Source organism: Paraburkholderia sediminicola (assembly GCF_902859805.1).
GTDB classification, from domain to species: domain Bacteria; phylum Pseudomonadota; class Gammaproteobacteria; order Burkholderiales; family Burkholderiaceae; genus Paraburkholderia; species Paraburkholderia sediminicola.
In genome coordinates, this window is the sequence record NZ_CADIKC010000011.1 from 31753 (window position 1) to 50011 (window position 18259).

General features: G+C 62.9%; 16 protein-coding genes. 11 read left to right on the top strand and 5 right to left on the bottom strand.

The window, feature by feature from the left end; translation table 11 throughout:
* The first annotated feature begins 96 nt into the window (after positions 1-96).
* The 7 genes from argB to R8871_RS30300 all read left to right on the top strand — a co-directional run bounded on the left by argB (position 97) and on the right by R8871_RS30300 (position 7430).
* On the top strand, positions 97-996 hold the full coding sequence (gene argB, locus R8871_RS30270; protein ID WP_063494482.1) for an acetylglutamate kinase: 900 nt from the start codon (positions 97-99) through the stop codon (positions 994-996).
* Between the two features lie 208 nt (positions 997-1204).
* Positions 1205-1957 carry a pyrimidine 5'-nucleotidase gene (locus R8871_RS30275; protein WP_175053759.1) on the top strand — a complete coding sequence of 251 codons (753 nt, stop codon included), beginning with the start codon at positions 1205-1207 and terminating at the stop codon, positions 1955-1957.
* A 17-nt stretch (positions 1958-1974) separates the two neighbouring features.
* Positions 1975-2673: a nucleoid occlusion factor SlmA gene (gene slmA / locus R8871_RS30280; RefSeq protein WP_175053760.1), complete on the top strand. Its 699-nt coding sequence runs from the start codon at positions 1975-1977 to the stop codon at positions 2671-2673.
* Positions 2674-2972: 299 nt separating this feature from the next.
* A complete protein-coding gene (gene metX / locus R8871_RS30285; protein ID WP_175053761.1) occupies positions 2973-4118 on the top strand; it encodes a homoserine O-succinyltransferase MetX in 1146 nt (381 codons plus the stop codon).
* Complete coding sequence (metW, locus tag R8871_RS30290; RefSeq protein ID WP_175053762.1) at positions 4115-4723, top strand: methionine biosynthesis protein MetW; 609 nt, start codon at positions 4115-4117, stop codon at positions 4721-4723. The genes metX and metW overlap by 4 nt, the downstream gene beginning before the upstream one ends.
* 14 nt (positions 4724-4737) lie before the next feature.
* Positions 4738-6132 (top strand): AmpG family muropeptide MFS transporter, encoded by a 1395-nt coding sequence (locus R8871_RS30295; protein ID WP_175053763.1) that lies wholly within the window; start codon positions 4738-4740, stop codon positions 6130-6132.
* Between the two features lie 50 nt (positions 6133-6182).
* On the top strand, positions 6183-7430 hold the full coding sequence (locus R8871_RS30300) for a M48 family metallopeptidase (protein WP_175053764.1): 1248 nt from the start codon (positions 6183-6185) through the stop codon (positions 7428-7430).
* A 37-nt stretch (positions 7431-7467) separates the two neighbouring features.
* On the opposite strand, the gene R8871_RS30305 is transcribed toward R8871_RS30300, so the two are convergent.
* The 5 genes from R8871_RS30305 to gatC form a co-directional block, all read right to left on the bottom strand.
* Entirely contained in the window at positions 7468-8247 is a 780-nt protein-coding gene (locus R8871_RS30305) for an exodeoxyribonuclease III (protein WP_175053765.1), read from the bottom strand.
* 54 nt (positions 8248-8301) lie between these two features.
* Positions 8302-9141 (bottom strand): PPK2 family polyphosphate kinase, encoded by an 840-nt coding sequence (locus tag R8871_RS30310; RefSeq protein ID WP_175053766.1) that lies wholly within the window; start codon positions 9139-9141, stop codon positions 8302-8304.
* A gap of 132 nt (positions 9142-9273) precedes the next feature.
* Positions 9274-10749 carry an Asp-tRNA(Asn)/Glu-tRNA(Gln) amidotransferase subunit GatB gene (gatB, locus tag R8871_RS30315; RefSeq protein ID WP_175053767.1) on the bottom strand — a complete coding sequence of 492 codons (1476 nt, stop codon included), beginning with the start codon at positions 10747-10749 and terminating at the stop codon, positions 9274-9276.
* A gap of 5 nt (positions 10750-10754) precedes the next feature.
* A complete protein-coding gene (gene gatA / locus R8871_RS30320; protein WP_175053768.1) occupies positions 10755-12242 on the bottom strand; it encodes an Asp-tRNA(Asn)/Glu-tRNA(Gln) amidotransferase subunit GatA in 1488 nt (495 codons plus the stop codon).
* A 43-nt stretch (positions 12243-12285) separates the two neighbouring features.
* Positions 12286-12585, bottom strand: coding sequence for an Asp-tRNA(Asn)/Glu-tRNA(Gln) amidotransferase subunit GatC (gatC, locus tag R8871_RS30325; protein ID WP_175053769.1), 300 nt, complete (start codon positions 12583-12585; stop codon positions 12286-12288).
* A gap of 380 nt (positions 12586-12965) precedes the next feature.
* Between gatC and R8871_RS30330 the strand changes: the two genes are divergently transcribed.
* From R8871_RS30330 to mrdA, 4 genes are all read left to right on the top strand, one after another.
* A complete protein-coding gene (locus R8871_RS30330; RefSeq protein ID WP_004189550.1) occupies positions 12966-14009 on the top strand; it encodes a rod shape-determining protein in 1044 nt (347 codons plus the stop codon).
* A 153-nt stretch (positions 14010-14162) separates the two neighbouring features.
* Entirely contained in the window at positions 14163-15263 is a 1101-nt protein-coding gene (gene mreC, locus R8871_RS30335; RefSeq protein ID WP_175053770.1) for a rod shape-determining protein MreC, read from the top strand.
* Entirely contained in the window at positions 15260-15772 is a 513-nt protein-coding gene (gene mreD / locus R8871_RS30340; RefSeq protein WP_054037125.1) for a rod shape-determining protein MreD, read from the top strand. Before mreC ends, mreD begins: the two co-directional genes overlap by 4 nt.
* Before the next feature lie 141 nt (positions 15773-15913).
* Positions 15914-18250: a penicillin-binding protein 2 gene (mrdA, locus tag R8871_RS30345; protein WP_175053771.1), complete on the top strand. Its 2337-nt coding sequence runs from the start codon at positions 15914-15916 to the stop codon at positions 18248-18250.
* Positions 18251-18259 lie beyond the last annotated feature (9 nt).

Consider the following 18259-nt stretch of genomic DNA (forward strand, 5'->3'; position numbering starts at 1 on the left):
GCCCGTCTCCGGCACCGCTATCGAAAACCCTGTTGCAGCGCGCCAGTCCTGTACAATTCGCCCTGTTTTAACTGTTCCGTGCCTGAGCCTGCCGCCATGTCCGAGATCCCTGACCTTTCGCAGATCGCGCCCACCCTGAAGGCTGAAATTCTGGCCGAGGCGCTGCCTTACATTCGCCAGTATCACGGTAAGACCGTGGTCATCAAATACGGCGGCAACGCCATGACCGAGGAGCGACTCAAGCAAGGCTTCGCGCGCGACGTCATTCTGCTGAAACTGGTCGGTATTAATCCGGTGATCGTGCACGGCGGCGGTCCGCAAATCGACCAGGCGCTGAAGAAAATCGGCAAACAGGGCACGTTCATCCAGGGCATGCGCGTCACCGACGAAGAGACGATGGAAGTCGTCGAATGGGTGCTCGGCGGTGAAGTGCAGCAGGACATCGTCACACTGATCAATCATTTCGGCGGCCACGCGGTCGGTCTGACCGGCAAAGACGGCGGCCTGATTCACGCGCGCAAGATGCAGATGCCGGATCGCGACAATCCGGGCCAGTACGTCGATATCGGCCAGGTAGGCGAAGTCGAGGCGATCAACCCCGCGGTCGTGAAAGCGCTGCAGGACGACGCCTTCATTCCGGTGATCTCGCCGATCGGCTTCGGCGAAGACGGCCTGTCGTACAACATCAACGCGGATCTGGTTGCGGGCAAACTGGCGGTTGTGCTGAACGCCGAAAAGCTCGTGATCATGACCAACATTCCGGGCGTGATGGATAAGGAAGGCAATCTGCTGACCGATCTGTCGGCACGCGAAATTGACGGCCTGTTCGCAGATGGCACGATCTCCGGCGGCATGCTGCCGAAGATTTCGTCAGCGCTGGATGCGGCGAAGAGCGGCGTACGCTCGGTACACATCATCGACGGCCGCATCGAGCACTCGGTGCTGCTGGAAATTCTCACCGAACAGCCGTTCGGCACGATGATCCGCTCGCATTGATTCCTGCCTCAAACACGGCCCACACGGTGCGCCAGTCGGCGCGCCATGTGGGCCGTGCAGTTGCGCTACCGCTCTGCCCAGCGGTGCACCGCGCGCCACCCTCCGGCGCAAAAACACTCTCCCTTCTTTTATCGCCTTCCGCATCGCGAAGCGTCGTCCGCGTTCGCTGCGTGAAGCGACTGCCCACGCCTGAACGGCGTCCTCCATCATGCGCACCCCCACCTCCCGACGCCGTCGTCCGCACATCGCAGGCGGCAGTCCGGTCTGGCTGTTCGATCTCGACAACACGTTGCATCACGCCTCGCACGCAATCTTCCCGGCGATCAATCAGGGCATGACGCAGTACATCATCGACTCGCTGGGAGTCGATATCGACGAAGCCAACCGTCTGCGCACCGGCTACACGCAACGCTACGGCGCAACGCTACTCGGTCTGGCACGCCACCATCCGCTCGACCCGAACGACTTTCTGAAAGTCGTTCACACGTTTCCCGATCTCGGCTCGATGATCCGTCACGAACGCGGTGTCGCGCGCCTCGTCGCCTCGCTGCCCGGCCGCAAGATCGTGCTGACCAACGCGCCCGAGGCCTATGCGCGCGCGGTGCTGGCCAAGCTGCGCATCGAGCGTCTGTTCGAGCAGGTGATTGCGATCGAGCATATGCGCGATCGCCGCAACTGGCGCGCCAAACCCGACCATTCGATGCTGCGCAAGTCGATGCGCGACGCGCACGTCTCGCTCAAGGACGTGATCCTCGTGGAAGACACGCGCTCGCATCTGAAGAACTACCGGCGGCTCGGCATCCGCACTGTGTGGATCACCGGCCATCTGCCGCGCAAACCGCACGCGGACGGTGCGCCGACGCGTCTGCCGGGCACCGGTCGGCCGCACTATGTCGATCGATGCATTCGTTCGTTAAAATCGCTACGACTGGGCAGCCGCTCGGTTCGTTTGAAGAGATAGCAGACGGGGCGACAGCCATGCAGCCGATCGACAAGCCGGACGAAGCCGTAGCCGAACACGAACCCGCCCCGTTGGGCGCCCCGCGCGCGCCGCGCCTGAAGCCGGGCGAGCGCCGCGTGCACATCCTGCAGACGCTTGCCGCGATGCTGGAGGCGCCGAAAAGCGAAAAGATCACCACGGCTGCGCTCGCCGCCCGGCTCGGCGTCTCGGAAGCCGCGCTGTACCGCCATTTCGCCAGTAAAGCGCAAATGTTCGAAGGGCTCATCGAGTTCATCGAGCAGACCATTTTCGGCCTGATCAACCAGATCGCCGACAAGGAAAGCAACGGCGTGCTGCAAGCCCGCGCGATCGCGCTGATGCTGCTCAACTTCCCCGCGAAGAATCCCGGCATGACGCGCGTGCTGACCTGTGAGGCGCTGGTCGGCGAGCACGAACGGCTAACCGAGCGGGTCAATCAGATGCTGGAGCGAGTCGAGGCGTCGTTGAAGCAGTGTTTGCGGCTGGCTCAGACGGAGGCAAACGCACGCGCAGGTGAAACCACAAGCACGAGCGCAAATGTACATACCGCCCCGCTGCCCGCCGGCTACGATCCCGCGATCCGCGCGAGCCTGCTGCTGAGCTACATCATCGGCCGCTGGCATCGGTATGTACGCAGCGGTTTTGCGCGGCCGCCGGCCGAACACGCCGACGCGCAACTGCTGCTGATTCTTCAGTAGTCCGCGCGGCAGGCAACGCTGCGTGGCAGCGCCCGCGACGCTGCCGCATGAAATTTTCCGCTATACTTTGCGCCTGACTGCGGCTCGCGGAACCACCTGAGACCACCGTCGACAGCACCCTGAACACCTCACGCGCCGATTTGCTGACTCGATTGCGGGCGCGCGAACCAGCGGGAACATACGATCCCGCGGTTCACTATAAATGCGGCTAAAGAGGTCGTCAGCCGCGCACACTGTTTCTCCTCCGTGCTTCGCCGACGCCAATCTAGCCGCCCTGTATTTGTTAAATGGCGGAATGAATGGAATCGATCGGTATCGTCGCTCCCCAAAAAATGCATTTCACCGAGCCGCTGCTGCTGCAGAACGGCAGCTCGCTGGCCGGTTACGACCTGATGGTCGAGACCTACGGCACGCTCAACGCCGCGCGCAGCAATGCCGTGCTGGTGTGCCACGCGCTCAACGCGTCGCACCACGTGGCGGGCGTGTACGCCGGCGATCCGAAGGACATCGGTTGGTGGGACAACATGGTCGGGCCGGGCAAGCCGCTCGACACCAACCGGTTCTTCGTGATCGGTGTGAACAATCTGGGTTCGTGCTTCGGCTCGACCGGGCCGATGAGCATCGATCCGGCTACCGGCAATCCGTATGGCGCGACCTTTCCAGTCGTCACGGTTGAAGACTGGGTGAACGCGCAGGCGCGCGTCGCCGACGAGTTCGGCATCACGCGTTTCGCCGCGGTCATGGGCGGCAGCCTCGGCGGCATGCAGGCGCTCGCGTGGAGCATGATGTATCCGGAGCGCGTGGGCCATTGCATCGTGGTGGCGTCCACACCGAAGCTCTCCGCGCAGAACATCGCGTTCAACGAGGTAGCACGCTCGGCGATCCTCTCGGACCCCGACTTCCACGGCGGCAACTACTACGCGCACAACGTGAAGCCGAAACGCGGCTTGCGCGTCGCGCGCATGATCGGTCACATCACGTACCTGTCGGACGACGACATGGCCGAGAAATTCGGCCGCTCGCTGCGCCGCGCGGAGGGCGCGGTGGACGCGTACAACTTCAACTTCGACGTGGAATTCGAGGTGGAGTCGTATCTGCGCTACCAGGGCGACAAATTCGCCGACTACTTCGACGCGAACACGTACCTGCTGATCACCCGCGCGCTCGACTATTTCGATCCGGCCAAGGCCTTCGACGGCGATCTGACCGCCGCCGTTGCTCATACCACGGCGAAATACCTGATCGCCAGTTTCTCGACCGACTGGCGTTTCGCGCCGGCCCGCTCGCGCGAACTGGTGAAGGCGCTGCTCGACCATAAGCGCACGGTGACGTACGCGGAAATCGACGCGCCGCACGGCCACGACGCCTTCCTGCTCGACGACGCGCGCTATCACAACCTGATGCGCGCCTATTACGAACGTATTGCGAACGAGGTGAACGCATGAACCAGCGAGCACTCGATTACCTGGCGCTGCGCCCGGACTTCCGCGCGATCGCCCGTTGGGTTGAACCGCGCGCCACCGTGCTCGATCTGGGTTGCGGCGACGGCTCGCTGCTGTCGCTCCTGACCGAAGAACTGGACGTGCAGGGCTACGGCATCGAAATCAACGACGCCGGCGTGCTGGCGTCGACGCAGAACGGCGTCAACGTGATCCAGCAGAATCTGGAAGACGGCCTGCGCCTGTTCGAAGACGGCAGCTTTGATTTCGCGGTTCTGTCGCAGACGCTGCAAACCATTCATCAGACCGCCGCGATCCTGCACGAGACGGTGCGGGTGGGCAAGGAATGCATCGTCTCGTTCCCGAATTTCGGCTACTGGGCGCATCGGCTGTCCGTGCTGCAAGGGCGCATGCCGGTGTCGAAGTCGTTGCCTTTCCAGTGGCACAACACGCCGAACGTGCGGGTGCTGACGATCAAGGATTTCGAGGCGCTGGCGCCGGAAGTCGGCATCGAGATCCTCGACCGCGTGGTGCTGCACGAAGGCCAGGTGGTGCGATGGGGCGTGAACTGGCGTGGTAGTCTTGCGGTCTATCGCGTCAAGAAAAGCTAACGCCACTTATCCACATGTCGAACCCGCCGCACGAGGCGCCTGCACTTACCGCTCACGAAGAACATCCCGGCTGGCGCGCGTTCCTGAATACGCGCATGCTGATCTGCGTCTTTCTCGGCTTTACGTCGGGACTGCCGCTGTTCACGCTCGTCTATCTGGTGCAGGCGTGGCTACGCTCCGAAGGCGTCAATCTGAAGGAAATCGGCCTTTTTGCGCTGATTCAGTTCCCCTACACCTGGAAATTCATCTGGGCGCCGCTGATGGACCGCTACGTGCCGCGTTTTCCGGGCTGGCGTCCGGGCAGACGGCGCGGCTGGATGCTGGTCACGCAGATTCTGGTGGCGGGCGCGATTGGCACGCTCGGTTTCGTGTCGCCGAAGGATTCGATCTGGACCGTAGCGGCTTTGACGGCGCTGGTCGCGTTTTTCGGTGCGAGCCAGGACATTGTGATCGACGCCTACCGGCGTGAGTTGTTGAGCGACACGCAGCAGGGTCTCGGCAACGCGGTGCATGTCAATGCCTACAAGATCGCCGCACTGGTGCCGGGCTCGCTGGCGTTGATTCTGTCTGACCATCTGCCGTGGACCACCGTTTTCATCGTTACCGCCGCCTTCATGCTGCCCGGCATGATCATGACGCTGGTGGTACGCGAACCCCAGGTGCACGGCACACCGCCGAAAAATCTGCGCGAAGCGATCGTGCAACCGTTCAGTGAATTTATTCAACGCGACGGCTGGCGCGGCGCGCTATTCGTGCTCGGCTTCATCTTCCTTTACAAGCTCGGCGACACGATGGCGACTACGCTGTCCACGTCGTTCTTTCTCGACATCGGTTTTTCGCGCACGCAGATCGGCGTGATCGCCAAGACCACCGCGTTCGGCGCGAGCCTGGCGGGCGGGATCGTCGGCGGGATCTGGCTGATGAAGGTCGGCATTGGCCGCGGGCTCTGGATCTTCGGCGTCCTGCAGATGGTGTCGACGCTCGGCTTTGCATGGCTTGCGCATCTCGGCCCGGCATCGCCGGGTTTGACCGTGATTTACGACATCGCCGTCTGGCTGAGCCAGGGCACTTCGAAGCTGCTCGCGCTGTTCGGCGTGGACTGGACCGTGCAGCTCGATCCGCGCTCGGTCGCGCTGGCGCTGGTCTATGGTCTCGAAACCTTTGCAACCGGTCTGACGATGGCGGCCTTCACTGCTTACATTGCCAGCACCACCGATCCGCGGTACACCGCCACGCAGTTCGCGCTCTTCACGAGCCTGGCTTCGGTGCCGCGCACGTTGGCATCGGCGGCAAGCGGCTATGTGGTCGCAAAGATCGGCTGGTTCGACTATTTCATCGTGTGTACCGCGCTCGGACTGCCCGGCATGCTGCTTCTGCTGCGGATCGCACCCTGGAGAACCCGGTCGTGACGATGCGCCAGTCAAAGCGCGGGGTGCGCCCGGTTTCGGATGCCTTCGGGATGTCTTCGCTTAAGGCCGGACGCGCGGCGCGGCGCGCGGTATTGGCGCTCGGCTGCGCGAGCCTGACGTTGGCGGCGCCGTTGAGCGCCTACGCGACAGCGATGCCCGCGGCCGGCTCCAGTTCAGCAGCGGCGGCCACCACCACACCGGCTCCGGCAGCAGCGCCGACGCCGGCACCGGCGGCAAAATCGGCACCGAACGCGGCGAGCCCCGAAAACGCGACATCGGCAGCGGCCGGCGCAACCAGCGCCACGAACGCCGGCAGCGCACCTGCAGCCGCCACGCCACCCACTTCAACGCAGCCGCCACCGGCACCGGTAACGGCCAAAACGCCAGCCCCCACCTCGAGCCCGGCTGCGGCTGCAAAAGCGCCTCCCGCGACCTCAACGCCCGCCGCAAGCGCCAACACTCCCACGCCGCCGACTTACACTGCGCCGAACACGCAGTTGCGCTACGGCGGCTACCTCGTGTTTCGCAACCTGATCCCGTCGCCGATGCTCGAGGCGCAAGCGGCCGAGGAGTTCAGCCAGATCACGTACGGCGCGGAGCACGCAAACCGCCTGTACAGCGACACCGACGCCCATGTCACGCGGGTCCGGTCGATCGTCGACAAGATGATTCCCTACTCGCTGAAGTGGAACGAGCGGGCCAAGGGATGGAAGTGGGACGTAGCGGTGGTGCGCTCACCCGATATCCGCATGTACTGCCTGCCGGGCGGCAAGATCGTGGTGTATAGCGGCCTGCTCGACCGCACGCGTCTGAACGACAACGAACTCGGCATGCTGATCGGTCACGAGATCGCACACGCACTGCGCGAACACGCACGTGAGCGGCTTGGCGAACTGCAGTCGAGCCAGCTCGACTCGTCCGGCACGATCCCGCAGCTCTTCGGGCTCGCCGATCTGGGCGCAGCGCCGCTCGGCATCGGTTCGCGCTTGCTGGAGATGAAGTACGAGGGCACCGACGAAACCGAGGCCGACGTGATCGGCAGCGATATCGCGTCACGCGCCGGCTTCGATCCGCGCGCGGCGGTTACGCTGTGGGACAAGCTGGCCACCGCGACGCGCAGCAATCGCGATCAGGGCTATATCTACGTGCACCCGTACACACCGGCGCGGCGTCAGGACATCATCAAGCGTTTGCCGGATATGTTGCCGCTCTATGCAAAGGCGATCGGCAAGACCGTCGATGCGCTGCCGGACTATGCCGGCATGGGGCGCCCGCGCCGCAAACCGGTCAGCGAGTGAGGCGCGCAAGCCGCGGCGCTTGCGGCTTGCACAGTGCCTACTTCTTGACCTTGTGATCGTAGTCGACCGTCAGCGGCGCATGGTCGCTGAACTTGATATCGCGGAACACGTCGGTGCGTTTCGCCTTGCCGGCGATGCCCTGCGTCGCGATCTGATAGTCGATGCGCCACCCTACGTTCTTCGCGTACGCCTGACCGCGATTGCTCCACCACGTATATTGCTCGGGCCGCTGATCGAGCGTGCGGAATACGTCCACGTAACCCACTTCGTCAAACAGCTTGGTGAGCCACTCGCGCTCTTCCGGCAGGCAGCCTGAGTTCTTCTGGTTGCTCTTCCAGTTCTTGATGTCGATCTCTTTGTGGACGATGTTCACGTCGCCACACACGATCACTTCCCGTTCCTTGGCGAGTTCCGCGAGGTGCGGCATGAACTCGTCCATGAAACGGAACTTGGCCTGCTGGCGATCTTCACCGCTCGATCCCGACGGCACGTACACCGAAATCACCGACAGTTTGCCGAAGCGCAATTCGACATAGCGCCCTTCCGGATCGAATTCCTCGCTGCCGAATCCGATCACCACTTCGTCCGGCTCATGGCGCGTGTACACGCCCGCGCCGCTATACCCCTTCTTCACCGCGTGCTGGAAATAGCCGGTGAAACCGTGCGGCGACATAAACTCCGGCGTCAGATCGTCTTGCGAGCATTTGATTTCCTGCACGCACACCACGTCGGCTTTCTGGTCGCCGAACCAGTCAAAAAAACCCTTCTTTGCCGCTGAGCGGATGCCGTTCAGGTTGGCGGTAATCACACGCAACATGTCGTTTCCCTTATGTTCAATTCGTTTCTGGAGCACAAGACCAAAGGCGCAGGGTCATTCGACCTTGACGCCCTTCAGCGATTCTTTGGCAGGCGGATATTCGAGCTTTAACGCTTCGAACGTGCGTAGCAACAACTCGGCGACCATCACATTGCGATGGGTTTTCGAATCGGCCGGGACCACGTACCACGGCGCGTATTCGGTCGACGTGACGGCCAGCATATCTCGGTACACTGCCTGATATTGGTCCCACTGCTTGCGCGCTTCGAGATCGGAGACGTCGAATTTCCAGTGCTTGTTCGGATCGTCGATGCGAGCCTGCAAACGCTCACGCTGCTCGTCTTTCGAAATGTGCAGCATGCACTTGACGATGGCCGTACCGCTGTCGGCCAGCAGTTTTTCGAACTGGCGAATGTGGCAACAGCGCTGTTCGAATGCTTTGGCATCCAGATTGCCGAGCACGGTCGGCACCAGCAGATCTTCGTAGTGGCTACGGTTGAAAATGGTCAACTCACCAGCAGCGGGCGCCTGCGCATGCACGCGCCAGAGAAAATCGTGCGCCATCTCCACAGGCGTCGGCGCCTTGAACGGCACGATGCGCAGACCGAGCGGGTCGACCTCATGGAACACGGCGCGGATCGTGCCGTCCTTGCCGCTCGTGTCCATGCCTTGCAATACCAGCAATACCCGGCGTTTCTGCTGCGCGTGCAGGCACTCCTGCTGCGTGTCGAGGATCGCACCGATCTCCGACAAGCGCGCCCGGTCGGCATCTTTCGAACCGCTCGAAAAAGGCTTCGCGGCGGGGTCGAAAGCGTCGAGCGAGAATTTGCCGTTCTTCTTGCCTTCTTCGAAATACGGTACGCGAAAATCGTCGAGTTCGGATTGCTTCGCCATTCACACTCCGTGATCTGCGTTCAGCGGGACATAAAAGCGGGCCCGCAAAATGAAACGGGCCGTTGCCCCACTTTCGTTTCCGGCAACAGCCCGCGATGACCGGCACACTCGCACCGGTCACATGACTTCAACTCAGGACAGCTTCTTCTTCAGCAGTTCGTTCACCTGCGCCGGATTGGCCTTGCCCTTGGTCGCTTTCATCGCCTGACCGATCAGTGCGTTGAACGCCTTTTCCTTGCCGGCGCGGAATTCCTCAACCGACTTCGGGTTCGCGGCGAGCACTTCGTCGATGATCGCTTCCAGCTCGCCGGTATCCGAAATCTGCTTCAAACCCTTCGCTTCGATGATGCGATCGGCAGCGGCTTCGTCGGTGGCCTTCTCTTCCCAGATCGCGAGGAAAATTTCCTTGGCGATCTTGTTCGAGATCGTGCCGTCGGCGATACGTTGCAGCAACAACGCGAGTTGAGCGGACGAAACCGGGCTGTCAGCGATGTCCAGGCCTTCACGATTCAGTTGCGACGACACCTCGCCCATCAACCAGTTTGCCGCGACCTTCGCGTTCGACGGACCGACCTTGAGCACAACCGCTTCGTAATAAGCAGCCATGGCCTTGCTCGACGTCAGCACGTTCGCGTCGTACGGCGTCAGGCCGTATTGCGTGACGAAGCGCTGTTGAATCGCGACCGGCAGTTCCGGCATTTCGCCCTTCACACGCTCGACCCACGCCGCGTCGATCACCAGCGGCATCAGATCGGGATCGGGGAAATAGCGGTAATCGTGCGCGTCTTCCTTGCTGCGCATCGAACGCGTTTCGCGCTTGTCCGGATCGTACAGACGCGTTTCCTGCACCACCGTGCCGCCGTCTTCGATCAATTCGATCTGACGGCGCACTTCGTACTGGATCGCTTCTTCGAGGAAGCGGAACGAGTTCAGGTTCTTGATCTCGGCACGCGTGCCGAATTCCGCCTGACCGACCGGGCGCACCGACACGTTCGCGTCGCAACGGAACGAGCCTTCCTGCATGTTGCCGTCGCAGATGCCAAGCCATGTGACCAGCGTGTGCAACGTCTTGGCATACGCAACCGCTTCGGCCGCACTGCGCATTTCCGGCTCGGTGACGATTTCGAGCAGCGGCGTGCCGGCGCGATTCAGGTCGATGCCGGTCATGCCCGCGAAGTCTTCGTGCAGCGATTTGCCCGCGTCTTCTTCGAGGTGAGCGCGCGTCAGGTTGACGACCTTCTCGTACGCTTCCTTGCCGGCCTTTTCGTTAGCCGGGACTTGAATCGTCACCTGGCCACCTTGCACGACGGGAATTTCGTACTGGCTGATCTGATAACCCTTCGGCAGATCGGGGTAAAAGTAGTTCTTGCGAGCGAAAATGCTGCGCGGTGCAATCGTCGAGCCGATTGCGAGGCCGAACTGAATCGCACGCTCCACGGCGCCACGGTTCATCACCGGCAACGTGCCCGGCAATGCCAGATCGACGGGGCTGGCCTGCGTGTTCGGTGCCGCGCCGAATTGCGTGGCGGTGCCCGAGAAAATCTTCGATTGGGTCGACAGTTGCGCGTGGGTCTCCAGACCGATCACGACTTCCCATTGCTTGGCCATGGTGCTCACACTCCTGCCGGTGCTTTACGATGCCAGTCGGTCGCGCGCTGGAACGCGTCGGCCACCTGCAGCATCCGGGCTTCATTGAAATAGTTGCCGATGATCTGCAGGCCCACCGGGCGTTGCGCATTCGCGCCCGCGCCGAAGCCGCACGGCACACTCATGCCCGGCAAACCGGCGAGACTCACCGACAGCGTGTAGATGTCGGCCAGATACATCTGCACCGGATCGTCGCCCTTCGCGCCGAGGTCCCACGCCACCGAGGGCGCCACCGGGCCCATGATCACGTCGCACTGCTTGAACGCTTCCTGGAAGTCTTGCGCGATGATGCGGCGAATCTTTTGCGCCTGCAGGTAGTACGCGTCGTAATAGCCGTGCGACAGCACATACGCGCCCACCAGAATACGGCGCTTCACTTCCGGACCGAAACCTTCCGCACGCGACTTCTTGTACATGTCGAGCAGATCGCGGTATTCCGCAGCGCGATGGCCAAAGCGCACGCCGTCGAAACGCGACAGGTTCGACGAGGCTTCGGCCGGCGCAATCACGTAGTACACCGGAATCGACAGCTCGGTTTTCGGCAGCGAGACTTCCACCAGCGTCGCGCCGAGTGCTTCGTATTGCTTCACGGCTGCGTCGATCGAGGCGCGCACGTCCTCGGCGAGGCCTTCACCGAAATACTCTTTTGGCAGGCCGATGCGCAGGCCGGCGAGCGGTTTGTCCGCGCCGTCTTCCTTCCACGTCTTGCCGATGTAGCGGGTGAAATCTTCGTCTTCGCGCGTGAGACTGGTCGAATCACGCTCGTCGAAACCGGCCATGGCGTTGAGCAGCGTGGCGCAATCCGCGGCTGTTTGGGCCATCGGACCGCCCTGATCCAGCGACGACGCGAACGCGATCATCCCGTAACGCGACACGCGTCCATACGTCGGCTTGATACCGGTGATGCCGGAGAACGACGCCGGCTGACGAATCGAGCCGCCGGTATCCGTGCCGGTGGCAGCAGGCGCGAGACGCGCCGCGACCGCAGCCGCCGAACCGCCGGATGAGCCGCCCGGCACAGCCAGACGATCCCACGGATTCTTCACGGGGCCAAAGTACGAATTCTCGTTGGACGAGCCCATCGCGAACTCGTCCATGTTGGTTTTGCCCACGCACACCATGCCGGCGTTCTGCAGACGCGCGACCACGGTCGCGTCGAACGGGCTTTCGTAGTTCGACAGCATCTTCGAGCCGGCCGTGGAGCGCCAGCCCTTGGTGACGAACACGTCTTTGTGGGCGATCGGCAGGCCGACCAGCGGGCCGGCGTGGCCGGTGTGAAGCAGCGCGTCGGCCGCTTTCGCCTGCGCGAGCGTCGCGTCGGCGTCGACCTGAATGAAGGCGTTCAGGCTGTTGGCCGCGTCGATCCGCTTCAGATAGAGCTGCGCCAGTTCGACTGCGGAGCATTCCTTGGCCACTAGTGCGGCGCGCAGTTCGGTCAAGCTTTTTTCATGCATTGCGTTTTGTCCTGGGCTTGATTCGCGAGTCTTGGTCGATCACTTACTCGATCACCTTCGGCACGAGGTAAAGGCCGTCCTGAACGGCCGGCGCCGGGCGCTGGAAGGCTTCACGGTCGACCGTTTCGGTCACCGCGTCGTTACGCAGACGCAGCTCGACGTCTTCGATCTGCTCGATCGGATGGGCAAGCGGGGCGATGCCGGTGGTATCGACCGCCTGCATTTGCTCGACAAGGCCGAAAAAATCGTTGAGCTGGGCAAGCGTGTGCTCAGCTTCGGCATCAGCCAGTTCAAGCCGCGCGAGGTGCGCGATGCGTTTAACATCGGTCAGGGTCAGAGCCATGCAGTCACCGGAAAATGTGGTGGACCGCCGCAGCGCGGGAAAAACGATGCTGCGACAGCGGGTTACGACACTGGAGGAAGGCCTCGAAAAAGGGGCCAGCGGCGGCAAAAAGTGCCGTCCGTTTCCTTCAAAACATCCAAAATTATAAGGTATCATTACGCGTTCGACCCAAACCCGGACCGACTTACCAAGGCCTTTCTGAACAATTCCCAAAGATCGTTCGGATTTTTCTGACTGGGCCTTGCACCGGCCTCCGGTAGACTCCCTCGCAGCTTCAAGTTCCTGTGGCGCCGCTTCCGCCCGGTTGAAGCTGTTATTTTTTCCGCTGCCGCCCTGCGCATACGTTGCGAGGGCTGGCCCCAAGCGAGACAGGATTTTGAATGTTCGGTTTTCTGCGCAGCTACTTCTCCAACGACCTGGCGATTGACCTTGGCACTGCCAACACGCTCATTTACATGCGTGGCAAGGGTATTGTTCTTGACGAACCGTCGGTGGTCTCGATCCGCCAGGAAGGCGGTCCCAACGGTAAGAAAACCATTCAGGCAGTCGGCAAGGAAGCCAAGCAGATGCTTGGCAAGGTGCCGGGCAACATCGAGGCGATCCGCCCGATGAAAGACGGCGTGATCGCCGACTTCACCGTCACCGAACAGATGATCAAGCAGTTCATCAAAACTGCTCACGAATCGCGCATGTTCTCGCCGTCGCCGCGCATCATCATCTGCGTGCCGTGCGGTTCGACCCAGGTCGAGCGTCGCGCCATCAAAGAAGCCGCTCACGGTGCGGGCGCTTCGCAGGTCTACCTCATTGAAGAACCCATGGCGGCGGCAATCGGCGCTGGCCTGCCGGTGTCGGAAGCAACCGGCTCGATGGTCGTCGATATCGGTGGCGGCACGACCGAAGTCGGCGTGATCTCGCTCGGCGGCATCGTGTACAAGGGTTCGGTCCGCGTAGGCGGCGACAAGTTCGACGAAGCCATCGTCAACTACATCCGCCGCAACTACGGCATGCTGATCGGCGAACAAACCGCCGAAGCCATCAAGAAAGAAATCGGCTCCGCGTTCCCGGGTTCCGAAGTCAAGGAAATGGAAGTGAAGGGCCGCAATCTGTCGGAAGGCATTCCGCGCAGCTTCACGATCTCCAGCAACGAAATCCTCGAAGCCCTCACCGATCCGCTGAACCAGATCGTGTCGTCGGTGAAGATCGCGCTCGAACAAACGCCGCCGGAACTGGGCGCCGACATCGCCGAGCGCGGCATGATGCTCACCGGCGGTGGCGCACTGCTGCGCGATCTGGACCGCCTGCTCGCCGAAGAAACCGGCCTGCCGGTGCTCGTCGCCGAAGACCCGCTGACCTGCGTTGTGCGCGGCTCGGGCATGGCGCTCGAACGCATGGACAAGCTCGGCAGCATCTTCTCGTACGAGTAAGCGAGCCCGTCTCCATGTCAGTAGCGCGGATCTGGCAAACGGCCCCTTGCGGGCCGGTTTGCCGTTGGCTGGGCCTGCCAGCCTCCGCGCGCTGAACGCGCGTCCCTCGCGCGCCGCCGTCTCACCCAACCGCTCACGCCCCCGGCGCCGACCATGGAATACAGTCCGCCGCCCCTGTTCAAGCAAGGCCCGTCCGCCCTCGCACGGCTGGTGTTTTTCGTCGTGCTGGCGCTCGCCCTGCTGATCTCCGATGCACGCTTCAAAACGCTCGAAATCGTTCGTGGCGTGCTCGGCGCGGGTCTTTATCCGTTGCAACGCGCAGCCCTCGTGCCGCGCGACGTTTTCATGGGCGCTGCCGACCTGGCCGTGACCAGCGCCACCTTGCGCAGCGAAAACGACAAGCTGCGCACCAAAGATCTCCAGCTCTCGCAGCAAGCCAATACAGCCGCAGAACTGGCTGCCGAAAACACCCATTTGCGCGCGCTGCTGCAACTCTCGCAGCGCTCCACCACGCAATCGCTGCCGGCTGAAATCCAGTACGACACGCGCGACCCGTTCACGCAGAAGGTCGTGATCGGCCGCGGCGCCCAGCAAGGCGTCCAGGACGGTTCACCGGTCGTCAACGAAGACGGCGTGATCGGCCAGGTGACGCGCGTGTTCCCGTTGCAAGCCGAAGTGACGCTGCTCACCGACAAGGATCAGGCGGTGCCCGTGCAGATCGTGCGCACCGGCTTGCGCAGCGTGATCTACGGCACACCGAAGGGCGACACGCTCGACCTGCGCTTCGTGCCGATCAGCGCCGACGTGCAGACCGGTGACGAACTCGTCACCAGCGGACTCGACGGCGTGTATCCGCCGGGGCTGCCGGTCGCGAAGGTCGTGCGGGTCGACAAGCAGGCCGATACGGCGTTCGCGCGCGTGATCTGCTTGCCGGTTGCGCCTGTGCGCGGCGCACGTCAGTTGCTCGTGCTGCACTATCTGAACAACGTGCCGCCGCGTCCGGCGGAAGAGCCCGACGCGGCTACGACCGCCAAGGACGCGAAAGCGAAGAAGGGTGGCAAGCCCGCGGACAACAAGGCCGCTGCGGATAAATCCGCTGCCAAGCCTGCCGAAAAGCCCGCCGCACCGGCTGCCAAGCCCGCTGAAAAGCCGTCGGCCAAAGCCACGGCCGCGGAGAAGAAAGCCGCCACCGAAAAGAAACCGGCCGCTGACAAGAACGCGAAGCCGCAAGCCACGCCGGGGGCCCAGCCATGAACCGTCCGCAATACATCCTGCAGCCGGTCAATCCCTACTTCATCTCGTTCAGCCTCGCCGCTGCGTTCCTGCTGAACCTGATGCCGTGGGGGCGCCTCGCCGGCGTGCCGGACTTCGTGGCGCTCGTACTGCTGTTCTGGAACGTGCACCAGCCGCGCAAAGTCGGCATGGGCATCGCGTTCTTTCTTGGCTTGCTGATGGACGTGCACAACGCCAGCCTGCTCGGTGAGCACGCGCTGGCGTATACGTTGTTGTCGTATGGCGCGATTACGATCCACCGCCGGGTGCTGTGGATGTCGCTCGGCGTGCAGACTTTCGCGGTGATGCCGCTGCTGGTCGTCGCGCAACTGGTGCCGTTCGTGATCCGTCTGCTGACGGGCGCGGCGTTTCCGGGTTGGAGTTACCTGATCGACGGCTTCGTCGAAGCTGCGCTGTGGCCGGTCGCCAGCATGCTGCTGCTGATGCCGCAGCGTCGCCCGGCCGATCCGGACGATACGCGGCCGATTTAATCACGCATCGAGCCCGCCGGCCGTTCCGATGGAATCCACGCTCCCGGCCCGCTCGACGCGCATCGCTGTTCATGCCCCCCGGTTCCGGCCGGTTTGGGCGCACACTCATGATGGCCGTCACGCGGCCTTTTGCAGAATCGCATGACCGAATTCAAGGACACTCAGCAACAGCTCTCGAAGTTCCGCCTGCGCGTAGCGGCGGCGGGCGTGTTCGTGTTCGTCTGTTTCGGGCTGATCGGCTTCCGTTTCCTGGTCCTGCAGGTCTGGCACTACAGCAAGTACTCGCTGCAAGCCGACGAAAACCGCATCTCGGTCGCGCCGATCGTGCCGAACCGGGGCATCATCACCGACCGTAACGGCGTGGTGCTGGCCAAGAACTACTCGGCTTACACGCTGGAAATCACCCCGTCGAAGCTGAACGACACGCTCGATAACGTAATCGACAACCTGGCCACTGTGGTCTCGATCGACGCACGCGACCGGCGCCGCTTCAAGAAGCTGCAGGAAGATTCGAAGAATTTCGAGAGCCTGCCGATCCGCACCCGCCTCACCGACGACGAAGTCGCGCGCTTCACCGCGCAACGCTTCCGTTTTCCAGGTGTGGAAGTGCGCGCGCGCCTGTTCCGCCAGTATCCGCTCGGACCCACCGCGGCGCACGTGATCGGCTATATCGGGCGGATTTCGCAGCGCGATCAGGACCGCATCGACGACGCCAGCGATCAGAACGACAGCGATCCGGATCACTACGATCCGCGCCTCGACGCGAACAACTACAAGGGCACCGACTACATCGGCAAGATCGGCGTCGAGCAGAGCTACGAGACTGAACTGCACGGCCAGACCGGTTTTGAGGAAGTCGAAGTCACCGCGGGTGGCCGGCCTGTACGCACGCTGTCGCGTACTCAGGCGACGCCGGGCAACAACCTTGAACTGTCGATCGACATCGGCCTGCAGCAGGTCGCCGAACAGGCGTTTGCGGGCCGCCGCGGAGCGCTGGTCGCGATCGAACCGGCAACCGGCGACGTGCTCGCGTTCGTGTCAGCGCCGAGCTTCGATCCGAATTCGTTCGTCGACGGCATCGATCAGCAGACCTGGGACGAGCTTAACAACTCACCCGACCATCCGCTCCTGAACCGTCCGCTGCACGGCACCTATCCGCCGGGCTCGACCTACAAGCCGTTCATGGCGCTCGCCGCGCTGACGCTGCATAAGCGCACACCGGGTTGGGGCTTCCAGGATCCGGGCTCGTACACGTTCGGCGGCCATACGTTCCGCAACGACGTGCGCTCCGGTCAGGGCTGGGTCGACATGAACCGCGCGATCGTGGTGTCGAACGACACGTATTTCTACATGCTCGCGCACGATCTTGGCGTCAACGCGATCGCCGGCTTTATGAAGCCTTGGGGCTTCGGCCAGATCACCGGCATCGACATTTCGGGCGAAGCGCGCGGCATCCTGCCGTCGACGGAATGGAAGCGCAAGGCGTACCGCAAGCCCGAGCAACAGCGCTGGTATGAAGGCGAAACGATCAGTCTGGGCATCGGCCAGGGCTATAACTCGTTCACCATTCTTCAACTTGCCCATGCCACGGCCACGCTCGCGAACAACGGCGTCGTGATGAAGCCGCACCTTGTGCGCGACATCGAGAATCCGATCACGAAAGACACGCGCCCGGTCGTGCGTGATCCGAGCGACAAGATCGCGGTGAAGCAATCGGACATCGACATCATCAAGCGCGCGATGGAAGGCGTCGTGACCAACGGTACAGCGTCGAAGCTGTTCATCGGCGCGCCCTATCTGGCCGCCGGCAAGACCGGTACGGCGCAGGTCTACTCGCTGCAAGGCGCGAACTATAAGGGCCATGCGATCGCCGAGCATCTGCGCGACCACGCGCTCTTCATCGCGTTCGCGCCGGCCGAGCAACCGAAGATCGCGCTCGCGCTGATCGTCGAAAACGGCGGCTGGGGTGCGGAAGCGGCCGGTCCGATCGCGCGGCGTGTGCTCGATTACTACCTGGTCGGCAAGAACAAGCCCGGCGCTGAAGCGGCGGCTGTCGCGGCAGCGGCCTCGGCGACGGAAGATGCGTCCGCGCCCGAAGTGGGTAGCGCACCGGCGCCGCAGGACGCGGCGCAGCCGGTCAAGGTCGCGGCGGGCTTCACGGCGCTGCCGATGCCGGGCGCTGCTTCGGCGGCGGCAGCAGCTTCCGCGGCGGCGGCTGCGTCGGCTTCGGCTGCTGCTTCGGCGGCGACGGCTGTGACATCGCCGGCTGCGGCGGCATCCGGCGCAACCAGCGCATCGGCGGCCGTTGCTGCCTCCGCCACCGCATCCGCGAAGATTCCAACGCCGCGTAAATCCGGCGTCCCGCACAAACCCCGCCCGAGCAGCGAGTCGGTACCGACTGCCGCCGCTCCGTCGCGGGATGACAGCATTCAGCCTACGTCGCCACGCCAGCCGGTTTCCGGCGGCATCGACGAGTAAGGAGAAAGG